Here is a 13,045-nt window from a genome sequence, read left to right on the forward strand (position 1 = left end):
GTGGCGAAGCCGCCCCCGTCCCCAGCCCGTGAGCCCTCATTGTCCGCGCGCATGGCGCGGCAGGCGCTCCGGCTCGCGGGAAAGCTGGGCCTTCCGCTGGAGGCGCTCTGCCGGGAGGCCGGCTTCCGGGAAGAGGACCTGGATGACCCCGAGCTTCGCATCCCCTATGCGGCGCTGGACGGGTTGCTGGAGCGGGCCGCCGCGCTGTCCGGGGACGCCAACCTGGGCCTGCACATCGCGCGCGTGGACATGGTGGACCTGGACGACCCGGCCACCTTCGTCGTCCTCACCAGCGCGACGCTGCGGGATGCCATGGCCCGGGGTTGCCGCTACCAGCGCGTGTGGGGAGACGGGGAGCGGTTCCAGATGGAGGACACGGCGCACGGCGTGAGGATGCGCTTCACGCCCGTGGGCGCGCCGCGACCCGCGCACCGGCACCTGGTGGAGGCGGCGCTCGTGCAGTTCGCCACCGGGGTGCGCGCCTTCACGGGCGTGGACGTGCGGCCCCTGTGCGTGCGGTTCCAGCATCCGGCCCCCGAGGACCTCCGCGAGCACGAAGCCCTCTTCGGCTGCCCACTGGAGTTCGATGCGCCCTTCAATGCCATCGACTTCTCGCACGAGGACGTCGAGCGGCCCTTCATCCACGCGGACGCGCTGCTCAACGCCATGTTCGAGCGTCAGGCGCAGCGTGCACTGGAGCGGCTGCCCGAGGTGGCGACGGCCACCGAGCGCGTCCGCGAGCAGGTCCGGCGCGAGCTGGCGGGTGGGGACTTCTCGTTCGCGGCCGTGGCCCGGGCGCTGCGGCAGCCGCCGCGCACGCTCCAGCGGCGGCTGGCGGCCGAGGGCCAGAGTTACGCGGCCATCGTCGAGTCACTGCGGCGCGAGCTGTCCGCCGCATACCTCCAGCGGCGGATGTCCATCGCCGAGGTGTCGTTCCTCCTCGGCTATGCGGACCCGGTGGCGTTCCATCGAGCCTTCAAGCGTTGGTGGGGCACCAGCCCCGAAGGCTACCGGCGGGAGCGGCTCCAGGCGCCGCGGTGACATTTGAACGTCACGGGGCCCCGGGGCGCCGCGGGCCCGCCTCCACGCGTTGGTGGGACACCCGCCCGGAGGGCTACTGGCGGGAGTGGCTCCAGATGCCGCGGTGACATTTGAATGTCATGCGGCCTCCCGACCGTCCTCCCTCGCCCCGCGAGCCAGACGCTTCTGGATGGCGAGGAACAGCGCCTCATGCGTGGCGGGCGAGGCCAGTTCCACGTCTCCACCGGCCTGCCCGAAGGCCGCCACCGCGTCGCGCAGGGCCTCGCGCGCGGACATGGCGAGCATCAGCGGCGGCTCGCCCACGGCCTTGCTGCCGTGGATGGTGTTGTGCTGGTGCGCCCGCTCCAGCAACCGCACCCGGAAGTCGATGGGCGCGTCGCTGAAGGCGGGCACCGCGTAGGTGCTCGCCGAGTGCGTCAGCAGCCGCCCGTTCGCGTCCCAGCGCAGCTCCTCGCCCGTGAGCCAGCCCAGCCCCTGGACGAAGCCGCCTTCAATCTGCCCGCGGTCCACGCCGGGGTTGAGCGAGTCGCCCACGTCCTCCAGCAGGTCCACGCGCAGCACGCGCTTGACGCCCGTGTGCCCGTCCACCTCCACCTCGCACACCGCCGCGCCGTAGGCGAAGTACAGGAAGGGGCGCCCGCGGCCCCTGGCCTTGTCATAGCCAATGCCCGGCGTCTGGTAGTAGCCCGTCGCGGACAGGCTCACCCGGGCCACGTAGGCCGCCTCCACCACGTCCGCGAAGGGGAGGGCGACCTCCGGCTCGCCGCGGAGCCCCACCTTCCCGTCGCTGAAGAAGAGTGCGTCCGGCGCCACATTGCGGCCATGGCGGTCCGACAGCAGTCGCACCGCCACCGGCGTCAGCCGCTCGCGCAGGGTGATGCAGGCCGCGCGCACGGCGGCACCATTCAGGTCGGAGCCGCTGGAGGCCGCGGTGGCGGACGTGTTGGGCACCTTGTCCGTCGCCGTCTTCGCCATCCGCACCGCGCTGGCCTCGACGCCCAGCTCGCGCATGGCCACGCCCAGCACCTTGGTGTGCAGGCCCTGGCCCATCTCCGTTCCGCCGTGGGACACCATCACCGAGCCATCCCGGTAGAGGTGCACCAGCGCGCCCGCCTGGTTGAGGAAGGTGGCGGTGAAGGAGATGCCGAACTTCATCGGGGTGATGGCCAGGCCCCGCTTGATGAAGCGGGAGTGGGCATTGAAGGCATCCACCTCGCGCCGCCGGCGCTCGAAGTCCGAGGACGCCTTGAGCTCCTCCCACACGCGGAGGATTCGCTCGTCCTCCAGCTCCTGGCCGTAGTGCGTGGTGTTCGTCTCGCCGGTGCCCCGGTAGAGGTTGCGCTCACGGACCTCTTCCGCCGGCAGGCCCACGGCCCGGGCCACGCGGGCGAGGACTTCTTCCGTCACCAACATGCCCTGCGGGCCGCCGAAGCCGCGGAAGGCGGTGTTGGAGACGAGGTGCGTCTTCGCCACCCGCCCGGAGTACGCCAGCGCCGGCACGTAGTACGCGTTGTCCAGGTGGAACAGCGCGCGATCCAGGATGGACTCGGACAGGTCCAGGGACCAGCCGCCGTTGGACACCAGCTGGACGCGCAGGGCCAGCAGCCGGCCCTGGTCGTCGAAGCCGACCTCATAGGTGGCGTGGAACGGGTGGCGCTTGCCCGTCACCGTCATGTCCACGTCGCGGTCCAGCATCCACCGCACCGGGCGCCCCGTGTGCCACGCGGCCAGCGCGACGAACGCGGCGGGCGCATTGCCCTGCGTCTCCTTGCCGCCGAAGCCGCCGCCCATGCGCGGCGACTTCACCACCACGCGGCTGCGCGGCAGGTGCAGCACGTGCGAGATGATGGCCTGCACCTCCGACGGGTGCTGGGTGGAGGACACGACGGTGATGTCACCGTCGTCACCGCGCTCGGCGAAGGCGGCCTGCGTCTCCAGGTAGAAGTGCTCCTGTCCGCCGATGGCCAGCGTTCCCGACAGGCGGTGCGGGCTGCTGGCCAGCGCGGCGTCCACGTCGCCCCGGCGGATGACGTGCGGTTCGGTGTGGTAGCTGCTCCGCGCCACGGCGTCCTCCACCGTGAGGATGGCGGGCAGCGGCTCGTACTCCACCTCCACCGCGCGAGCGCCAGCGCGGCAGGCCTCCACGGACTCACCCACCACCAGCGCCACAATCTGCCCGTGGAAGAGCACCTCGCGGTCCGCCAGCAGCGGTTCGTCGTGGCGGATGGGGCCGGTGTCGTTCATCCCGGGGATGTCCTCGGCCATGAGCACCTTCACCACGCCGGGCACCTTGCGCGCCGCGGTGGGGTCCCGCTTGAGGATGCGCGCGTGCGCATGGGGCGCGCACACCGGCCAGACCTCCAGCATGGGCCGCTTCTGTGCCAGGTCGTCCACGTACTGCGCGGTTCCCGTCACGTGGCCCAGCGCGCTCTCGTGCCGCAGCGCGCGTCCGGCGTCCGCGGGGGCCTGCGCGTCGCCCTTTTCGAAGCCCGGCGCGTCGTCCAGGGTGGGGCTGCGCGAGCCGGAGAAGAACTTCTCGAACAGGCCCGCCACCAGCCCCCGCCGGTACTCCGCGCTGCCACGCAGGTCGCTGATGGGGGTGATTTCCTCCGCGAGCACCGGAAGCACCTGCGCCACCGTCTCGCGCGTCCAGGGCTGTCCGGTGAGCACCGCCTCCGCGCGGCGCGCCCGCACCGGCGTGGCCGCGACACCGCCGTAGCCCAGTCGCGCCAGCCGCACCACGCCGCTCGCGTCCAGCTCCACGCGGAAGCCCGCGGCGACGATGCTGATGTCCAGCTCGCGCCGCTTGGACACCTTGAAGGAGTCGGAGAGCCGCTGGCCACCCTCGGGCACCGAGGGGTGGGGGATGACGATGTGGCGGACGACCTCGTCCGGCTGGAGCGCCGTCTGCCGGTAGGCGAGGAAGAAGTCAGCCAGCGCCACCATTCGCTCGCCCCGTACCGAGCTCAGGACGAGCGACGCGTCCAGCGCGAGCAGCACCGGCGCCATGTCGCCAATGGGCGAGGCCGTCACCAGGTTCCCGGCCAGGGTGGCGCGCTGGCGAATCTGCCGGGAGGCGAAGACGTTGAGCATCTTCGTCACCTCGGGCAGTTCGTCGCCAAGCGCCTCCTCCAGCGCCACCAGCGAGGACGCGCCGCCCACGTACCAGCCGTCCGGCTCGCGGCGGATGGCGCGCAGGGACTCCACGCCCTCGGTGGAGATGAGGAAGGGGTAGCGGCGGGCCTTCTTGGTGATGTCCACGCCCAGCTCGGTGGCGCCCGCGACCAGGTGCGCCTCCGGGTGCCTCGCGCGCAGCTCCAGCAGCTCCTCCCACGACGTGGGGCGCAGGAAGGTCTGTCCGCCGGCCTCGTAGCGCAGCGGGGACAGGGGCTCGGCCGGCCCTTCGAGCGGCGCCGAGGGAATCGCCGTCGCGGGCGCGGGCCCCGCGTCGCGCGAGGCCAGCGCCTCCATCATCGCGTCGCGGATGGGGCGGTAGCCGGTGCAGCGGCAGAGGTTGCCGCACAGCTGGTCCGCCACGGTGGCGGGGGTACAGACGTCCTTGCGCGAGTACGCCTCCGCCATGGAGACGATGAAGCCCGGCGTGCAGAAGCCACACTGCGAGCCGTAGTGCTTCACCATGGCCTGCTGCACGGGGTGGGGCTTGTCGCCGCTGCCCACGCCTTCCACCGTCACCAGCTCGCGCCCGGCCACCATGGGCACCAGGGCGATGCAGGCGTTGAAGGCACGCAGGCACCGGTTGCCCTGGGCGTCCCTGTCCACCATGGCCACGGTGCACGCGCCGCAGTCGCCCTCCGCGCAGCCCTGCTTGGTGCCGGTGAGGCCGCGGGCGCGCAGGAAGTCGAGCAGCGTGGTGTTGGGGGAGACGCCATCGACGCGGACCGTCGCGCCATTGAGCCGGAACTCGAACATATTGCTCATTCTCCTGACGAGACCCCGCGCAGGCGGGGCGTCTCCGAGGCCGGGGCCTCGGCGGTAGGGTTGGCGTCTGCCCCCTGGGCGTCGGCGCCCTGGTGATGCAACTGGAGGAGCCCCGCGGCGATGCTCACCGCGACCTCCTGGGGCGACTTGCCACCAATCTCCAGGCCCATGGGGCAGCGCACGCGCGCCAGCTGCGCGGCCGTCGCACCCCGGGCCTCCAGCCGCTGCCGGAAGCGGGCCCACTTCGTGCGGCTGCCAATGAGGCCCACGTAGCGCGCGGGCTTCTCCATGGCGAAGGCGATGATCTCCTGGTCCAGGTCGTGCCGGTGCGTCATCACCGCGACATAGGTGCGGCGCGCGTCCCAGACGGCGCGGGAGGCGAAGACGTCCCAGGGCTCCTCGTGGCGGACGACCGAGGCGGGGATGCGCTCGCCATGGAGCCACTCCGGCCGCTCGTCCACGAGGTGAATCTGGAAGGGCGTGCCCTCCAGCGTCCGGCACAGGGCCTGGCCCACGTGGCCGGCGCCGAAGAGGTACAGGCGCGGCCCGTGATTCACCGGCTCCACGAAGACGTCCACCACGCCGCCGCAGCACTGGCCAAGCTTCGAGCCCAGCGGGTACCGGTACGCACGGGGTTCCCCTTTCTCCAGGCAGGCGCGGGCATCCGCCAGGACGAGCTGCTCCAGGTGCCCACCGCCCACCGTGCCGTGGAACGTCCCATCCGCACGGACGAGCAGCTTCGCGCCGGGCTCGGCGGGAGTGCTTCCCTGACACACCGTCACGGTCGCCACGGCGAACGGAACATCGTCTCGCGACCACTCCGCCAGCTGGCGGACCCAATCCCACATGGTCCGGCCGAGTCTGCCACAGGCCGGGCCGTCGCCGTCACGCCCTTGTCACGGAGTCCGGGTCAAAACGCGTAACGCACCCGGCAGTAGGGCAGCCGGCGGGCCAGCAGTTCCTTGAATTCAGCGACCAGGCGGCCCTTGAGTCCGGTGCGGTACCGCACGTTGTGGCCTCCGCCCTGGGACACCTTGGCCTCCTGGGTGTCCGGCGTCCACAGCAGGGCCTCCGCCTTGGGGTGCCAGCGGAGGTTCACTTCATGGAGGCCCTGATGGTGGGTGAGGAAGATGACCTCGGCGGCGAGCTGCGCCTTGGCGGCGGGGCCGATGGCCGTGTCCACCTGCTGGAACAGCGCGTCGTATTCCTCCTGCCAGCCCTCGTAGATGACGACGGGGGAGAAGTTGAGGTGTACCTCGTAGCCGGCGGCCACGAATTCGTCGATGGCGGCAATCCGCTCGGCGATGGGGCTGGTGCGCACGTCGAGCAGCTTCGCCTTGGCGGCGGGCATCAGGCTGAAGCGGATGCGCGTCTTGCCCTGGGGGGCGTAGGTGAGCAGCTCGCGGTTCACCAGCTTGGTGGCGAAGGTGCCCATGGCATTGGGCAGCGTGGTGAACAGCCGCACCAGGTCCTTCACGTTGTCACTGAGCGCGGCGTCCGCGGCGCAGTCGCTGTTGCAGCCGATGTCATAGACCCAGTAGCGCGGGTCCACGCTGTTGGGCTCCGACTTGGGGCCCAGCCGTCCCGCGTGGCGGCGGATGGCGGCGAGAATCCGGTCGATGTTGACGAAGACGGTGACGGGGTTGGCATACCCCTTGTGCCGGGGCACGTAGCAGTAGGCGCAGCTCATGACGCACCCGTTGGCGGCGGACGGCGGGATGAAGTCGCAGCTGCGGCCGTTGGGCGTGAAGGACATCGTCTTCTTCACACCCAGCACCAGGGTGCTGCCCTTGATGCGGTTCCACGCCTCGGCGTTGCCCTCGCTGCCGAACAGCCCGGGGATGCCCTGGTGGGAGGCCACGGGAATGCGCTCCGCGTCCGGGAAGCGCGCGAGGATTTCACGTCCGCGCAGGTGCTCCTCGACGCCCGCCTCCACGTAGATGCGGGACACCTTCAGCAGGGCGTCCAGCGGCCCCGGCCCCGGAGGCGGCGGGGCAGGGGGGAACAGGTCCAGGTTCGACATGGCCTGGTGGATGTTCACTGCTCGCGCAGGAAGAAAGTCCAGGGCACGGCCTGGTTCAAGTCGGGCCGGGCCGATGTGAGCGCCGCCACATAGGTCCCCGACAAACGGGCCGTGAAGTACCGAGCCCCCGCTTCTCCGTACTCCACGTACACCTGGTAGCGCTCCGGGTCGATGATGCTGAAGGTCGCCGCGTTGCTGTCCAGGACGTAGGTCCGGCCTGCTTCCAAGGGGAAGACGAGGAAGTCGGAATCGGAGGGCACTTCGAAGACGCCAGTCGCGTTCACGGGGACGCTCTGCGGCGTGGCATGGTCCGCGACGTCGCCGTGGTCATCCGTGCCCACTTGCTCCATCCGGAACGTGAAGGCGTCAGGGGTGGACCCCGAGCTGACGAAGAACGTGGCGAGCCCTGAAAACGGCGCAAGCACGTTCCACACGCCGGGCTCGACCTTCTGCAGGATGACGTACGTGCTGGCCAGGCGCGTCGCCAGCGAACAGTCGGGGGTACAGGTGAGGCGATAGACGCCATCGACGTCGAGCGGAACCGCGATGGCGTCCACGTCCGTCTCCGTGTGGATGACTCCCGTGATCGTCTCGCCCACTTCCGCGGGGGTCGCTGTTTCGGGCGTGCCACCATGGTCATCCCGACCCAGGTCATCCCATTTCATCTCGAAGTCACGGACCCCGGACACATCCGGGAGGACCTGCACGTAATAGGTTCCCGTCGTCGTCGCTTCATGGAGGATTCGGTTCCAGGAAGGTTCAGCCAACGTCTTGCCGTCCGCGTCCGTGAGCCTGAAGCGCCACGCGCGAGAGGGTGACACCTGGAGCTCATAGGTGTGCCCCGACGTGGCGAAGAAGGAGAAGACATCCACGTCGTTGAGGCCATGGAGCCGTCCGGCCACGGAAACGCTTGGCGTCAGCGGGGTCGCTCCTTGGGGTTCGTTCGCGTGGTCATCCCGACCCAGGTCCTCCAACTGGCAGTGGGCGGCCAGGACCTCGTCCGTCGAGCTGTAGACGCGAACGAACCACGTGCTCGCCTCCAGGCCCAGTTGGCTCACGCCGCGTCGCGACGAATCCCACTGCGACGCGCCATCCACCGTGGCTCCCGCTCCATCCATGAGGACCAGGGAGACGTCCGTACCCTCGCAGGAGAACAGGAAGCCCTGGTTCGACTCGGTGCGGAAGGTGAAGACATCCTCGTCTCCCTCGAACTCGAGCGCGAGCGGGAAGGGCGTGTTCGTCACGGCGAGCGGGGTCGCCGTGGCGAGCGTATCGCCGTGCGCGTCACGGCCCAGGTCCTCCAACCGGTAGGTGTACGTCCCGGACGCCGAGCTGCCTTCCGGAGCCGCCACGGAGATGAATCGAGGGGCCTCTTCCGTGGAGACGAACTCCAGGTGGGTTCCGTCTTGCGCCTGAACGGGCCGCGAGCGCACCGGGTTCCCCGAGGCATCCAGGAGGCGCACGTCCACCTGGGGCAGGGTGCCAGCCCGGACGATGACGCGATAGCCATGGCCCGCCGCGGTGGGCATGGCGAAGACGTCCCGGTCCGGGTTCCCTCGGAAGGGGGGCTGGATGGCGCCTTCGTGGAAGTCCTCGGACGGTGCCACCGCCGTGGCGGCCTTCGGCGTGTCGCCGTGGTCGTCGGCCTGCTGGTAGGCCACGATGGCGCACGTGAGGCCCGCGGCCTGTTCCCAGGCGCCGCATCGGCACACGGGGGCGCCGTCTTCGGCGACGCAGCGCCCCGCGCTGCATTCCACGTTGGCGCAAACGCGCGCGTCCTCCTCGGCGGAGGGGCCACCACAGGCGGCGAGGAGGCCAATGGCCAGCAGCGCGAACAGGCGCGGGAGGATGAAGGAGCGGAGGCGGGGCACTGGGAAACCTTGGATTGACGGCGGTCGAGCGACCGTAATAACCGAACGTCAGCCCATGCAAACACTCTCTCGTCCCGCCGTGCGGGCCCTGGTCCTGCTGTCACTCCTGGTGTCTTGGCCAACCTTCGCGGAGGAGCCGGAGGGGCGCGGCTCGGGCTTTCCGAGCTGGCTTGCGCTCTCCGTGCGCGGGGGCTACCTCATGCCGGGCGGGCGCATGGATGGCGCCACCGAACCGCTCTATCTGTACGAAGTCTACAAGGGGCTCTTCGCCGCCATCGTCGAGCCCACCTTCCGGCTCGGCGCTCACGTTGAATTGGGCCCCTGGGCCCAGTTTTCCTACGCGCAGATGCGCATCCGCTGCGCTGCCGGTCGGGTATGCCCCGGCAGCAACCTGCGCTTCGGGTTGCAAGGGAACTACCACTGGAATCCGTCAGGTCCCATCGACCTCTGGTCGGGGGTGGCGCTGGGGTACGACACCACTTCGTTCGAGATACCCGGCGCTGAAGTCACGTACTCCGGGCCTGACGTCTCGCTCCAGGCCGGGTTCGACAAGAACTTCGGCGGGAACTTCTGGGCTGGCCTCTTCGTCATGGGCACGGGCGGCGAGTACGACACGCTGAAGGTGAACATGACGGGCGGCTCCGGACGCGAGAGCCTCCGTGAGCGTGCCTTCCACGTGTGGATCGGCTTTGGCTTCCGTGTGAGGGTGGCCGCGCCGGCCCCGGCGGACAAGACCTGAAGCGACGCCGGGGGCCGGAGGACGTCACACCGCCAGGGGCGAAGGTGGACTGTCGGACGTGGAGCGCCGCATGGGCTGCGCCTTTCCGTACGTCAGCGAGCGCCACACCCACTCCACGGGGCCGAAGCGGAAGCGCGACAGCCACAGGTGGCTCCACAGCACCTGGACGCAGAATACGCCCACGCAGATGACGACACAGGCGAAGGGGCCTCGCTTGCCCACCTGCCCCAGGCCGTAGCCGTAGAAGATGAGCAGGCTGAGGACCGTCTGAGACAGGTAGTTTGTCAGTGCCATGCGGCCCGCGGGCGCGAGCAACCCGAGCACGCGCTGCCAGGCGCCGCGCTGGAAGAGCAGGGTGATGGCGGCCACGTAGAAGGCCGCGAGCCCCAGTTGCCCCAGGTTGCGCAGCGGGGCCGTCACGAAGGGAAGCCATAGGGGCGTCGAATCGGGCGTGAACACCTTCCAGCGGAACAGCAGGTGAACGATGAGCCCCGCGCCGCTGCCAACGATGCCGGTCACCAGTCCCCAGCCCAGCATGCGGCGGAAGAAGCCCAGGTGCTGGTCCACGTCATGGAAGAGCCGGCGCCGGCCAGCCCAGAGTCCGAGCACGAACCGCCCCAGGGTCGCCAGCAGGCCCAGGGCCATCATTGGAAGGAACTCGCTGCCGTAGAACCGGGCGCTCACCTTCACCACGTCCAGCCAGCTTCCGCTGGTGATGGCCGCCAGCACCTGAGCATGGTGCGCCAGGGTTTGCTCTCGGGCCGCCTTCATCAAGGCCGCGCCGGCCTCCGGCGTGTCGGCCAGGAGCTGGGGCAGGCGGAAGATGGCGGTCTGGAAGAGGGGCCACACGAAGCAGAGCAACGCCGCGACGATGAGCAGCGTCCGCTCCGAACGTCGCCGCAGGAGCAGCAGGCCGAACCCCATGACGGCATACGAGGCGAGGATGTCGCCGTACCAGAGCAGGAACAGGTGCAGCAGCCCGATTCCCAGCAGCACGCCGAGTCGTCGGGAGTAGAGCGGAATGATGGATGCCCCTCGCGCATCGGCCCGCTGGAGTTGCACCGCGAACCCCAGGCCGAAGAGAAACGAGAAGAGGGTGATGAACTTCCCGGAGACCAGAATCTCGTAGGCGTACCGGGTGACGCTATCCAGAAGCGATGCGTTCTCCATCGCTGCTTCGGCCTCAGCGGGAGGGAGGAACACCCTGCCGCTGAACCACATCATCACGTTCGAGATGAACACGCCGAGCAGCGCGAAGCCTCGGAGGGCATCGAGAAGCTCCAACCGCTCACTGGCATCCACCGGACGGGCTTCGGCGGGCGGCGCGGGAACCGTGGAAGTCGGGACAGGGGGCATGGTGACAGTAAAACGCCACAGGCGCGCCTCGATTGCCATGACCCATATTGGGAATGATTGTGTTTGGGCGTCCCGGAACCGGACAGTCCACTCGTTCATCCCAGGTCCGAACACGCAAATCCCAGCAACGCCACCGAGGCCGCTGGGGCGCTTGCGCGATTTGGCAACCCGCTTCAACAATGGCCAGAATTGAAGCTGGCGGAGCGGGGGATCTGCCGTCCGCCTTCGTCATGACCACGCCTTGGCCTATACGCCAATGCGGGGGCAGATGTCCTTCACGATGCACGCCTCGCACTTCGGCTTCTTCGCGGTGCAGGTGTACCGCCCATGAAGGACGGTGGCAGGGCCGAAGAAGGTCCACTGGTCCTGGGGAAGCAACTTCATCAGGTCTTCTTCAATTGCGTCGGGCTTCTCTTTCTTCGTGAGGCCCAGCCGCTGGCTGACGCGCGCCACGTGGGTGTCGACGATGATGCCGGAGGGGAGATTGAAGGCGGTGTTGAGGACGACGTTGGCCGTCTTCCGCGCAACGCCTGGGAGCGTCACCAGTTCCTCGATGGTGCGCGGCACTTCTCCGCCGAACTTGTCGAGGAGCGCGCGGCTCATGGCCTGGACGGACTTGGTCTTCTGCTTGAAGAAGCCCGTGGGCTTGAGGTCCTCCTCCAGGGCGGCGGTATCCGCGTCGGCGAAGGCTTGTGGACCTGGGTACTTGGGAAACACGGTGGCGGTGACGCGATTGACGCGCTCGTCCGTGCACTGCGCGGCCAGGATGGTGGCAACGAGCAGCTCGAAGGGCGTGGACCAGTTGAGCTCGTAGCGCGCGTCCGGATGGGCTTCCCGGAGACGCTCGAGGAAGACGGCGGCTTTCTCGGCAGGATTCATGGTTGCGTGAGTGAGCGCCACCCTACCTGGAGCGTCTGACACGTGCCATGCGCGCGTGGGCGGCGCGCGGTACGTTTCTGGTCATGGAAAATCTGATTAGGTGGCCATCCCTGATGCTTCGGGGCATTGTGGCTGCATCCCTGTGCTGCATTGCGTGTGCTGAGGCTCCGCTTCCCAGTACCGCCAGTGCAGTCCGGAAGTGGGTGGGGCCTCGCGTAAATGTGCCGGGCGGGGGACAGTTCCAGACCATCATCTACTATGGCCCGTGGCAATGCAGCGCTCAGCTCATGACCTACTGCCAACGCAAGTGTTCTGGCACCGGTCATGCACTGCAGGGGTGTATGTGGCTGGCGGATGTGAAGATGGACTTTCAGGGCACCGTTGTTCGTGCAGGGAGCCGCTTCGGAATGACGCACTGCTGCTGCAACTACGGCACGCTTCCTCCGGCGCAAACCAGCGCAGCGCGCAGTCGATGGGACAGCATGCGTGCCGACTTCAGGGACCAATGGGCGAACCGATTTGGTGCCTGGCCTACCGAAGCCAACGGCACTCTCTACGAGGGGCATCACGTCTGGGACCTCTGGCACGGAGGTAACCCGACAGACTGGGATAACATCATCCCGTTCCCGCGAGATCTGCACCAGCAGCTACCGGAGGCGTATAAGCAGTGCTACGCCAACAACCCACCTTGGATCACGACCGGTGTGGACTATCCGTATGGACACTGACCCATCCATGGCCGAACTGCTCGCAGAGGTGTCGCGGCTCCACTTCACGCGTCCTCCGGCGACGCCCGAGCAGATCGCGTCGTTCGAGCAGCGTGTCGGGTGGCGACTGGACCCGGACCTGCGTGCCTTCTATCTGCATTGCAATGGCGCAGACCTCTTCGACCGCGTCGATCCTGCCTTCTCCTTCGTTCCGCTGCCAGACCTTCGGCGTGCCCGAGTCGTGATGCGCAACCGGGACACAGCTGATGCTGGACCCGCGTCCTGGTATGCCCTCTGCCGTCTGCGCGACAGCAACTTCGTTCTGCTTGACGTGAGCGAGGCGTATGCGGGCCGGTATCCCCTCCGTGACGGCTACAACGAGGCGTTCCCAGACCCGGACTACTGCCCCAGGATTTCTGAGTCCTTTCGGGAGTTCCTGGCGGGTGCGCTTCGGTCCGGGGGCCGGTGGTTCTGGTTGCCCACGCAGTAA

Annotated in this window: 9 protein-coding genes; 3 read left to right on the top strand and 6 right to left on the bottom strand. The window is 68.8% G+C overall.

Annotated features, from left to right (window positions below; translation table 11 throughout):
• The first annotated feature begins 39 nt into the window (after positions 1 to 39).
• On the top strand, positions 40 to 1,041 hold the full coding sequence (locus VZL07_RS30790) for an AraC family transcriptional regulator ligand-binding domain-containing protein (RefSeq protein ID WP_426751514.1): 1,002 nt from the start codon (positions 40 to 42) through the stop codon (positions 1,039 to 1,041).
• Between the two features lie 117 nt (positions 1,042 to 1,158).
• Here VZL07_RS30790 and xdhB read toward each other — a convergent pair whose 3' ends face one another.
• The 4 genes from xdhB to VZL07_RS30810 all read right to left on the bottom strand — a co-directional run bounded on the left by xdhB (position 1,159) and on the right by VZL07_RS30810 (position 8,874).
• Positions 1,159 to 4,980, bottom strand: coding sequence for a xanthine dehydrogenase molybdopterin binding subunit (xdhB, locus tag VZL07_RS30795; protein ID WP_426751515.1), 3,822 nt, complete (start codon positions 4,978 to 4,980; stop codon positions 1,159 to 1,161).
• Positions 4,977 to 5,828 carry a xanthine dehydrogenase accessory protein XdhC gene (gene xdhC, locus VZL07_RS30800; protein ID WP_426751516.1) on the bottom strand — a complete coding sequence of 284 codons (852 nt, stop codon included), beginning with the start codon at positions 5,826 to 5,828 and terminating at the stop codon, positions 4,977 to 4,979. The genes xdhB and xdhC overlap by 4 nt, the downstream gene beginning before the upstream one ends.
• 62 nt (positions 5,829 to 5,890) lie before the next feature.
• A complete protein-coding gene (locus VZL07_RS30805; protein WP_426751517.1) occupies positions 5,891 to 7,003 on the bottom strand; it encodes a spore photoproduct lyase family protein in 1,113 nt (370 codons plus the stop codon).
• Positions 7,004 to 7,017: 14 nt separating this feature from the next.
• A complete protein-coding gene (locus VZL07_RS30810) occupies positions 7,018 to 8,874 on the bottom strand; it encodes a hypothetical protein (RefSeq protein WP_426751518.1) in 1,857 nt (618 codons plus the stop codon).
• A 55-nt stretch (positions 8,875 to 8,929) separates the two neighbouring features.
• Between VZL07_RS30810 and VZL07_RS30815 the strand changes: the two genes are divergently transcribed.
• Entirely contained in the window at positions 8,930 to 9,613 is a 684-nt protein-coding gene (locus tag VZL07_RS30815; RefSeq protein WP_426751519.1) for a hypothetical protein, read from the top strand.
• Positions 9,614 to 9,637: 24 nt separating this feature from the next.
• Here VZL07_RS30815 and VZL07_RS30820 read toward each other — a convergent pair whose 3' ends face one another.
• Entirely contained in the window at positions 9,638 to 10,969 is a 1,332-nt protein-coding gene (locus tag VZL07_RS30820) for a DUF418 domain-containing protein (RefSeq protein WP_426757410.1), read from the bottom strand.
• Positions 10,970 to 11,215: 246 nt separating this feature from the next.
• Positions 11,216 to 11,848, bottom strand: coding sequence for an endonuclease III (gene nth / locus VZL07_RS30825; protein WP_426751520.1), 633 nt, complete (start codon positions 11,846 to 11,848; stop codon positions 11,216 to 11,218).
• 735 nt (positions 11,849 to 12,583) lie between these two features.
• On the opposite strand from nth, the gene VZL07_RS30830 reads away from it, so the two are divergent.
• Entirely contained in the window at positions 12,584 to 13,045 is a 462-nt protein-coding gene (locus VZL07_RS30830; protein WP_426751521.1) for an SMI1/KNR4 family protein, read from the top strand.

This window comes from Pseudomyxococcus flavus (assembly GCF_050038885.1).
Classification (GTDB): Bacteria; Myxococcota; Myxococcia; order Myxococcales; family Myxococcaceae; genus Myxococcus; species Myxococcus flavus.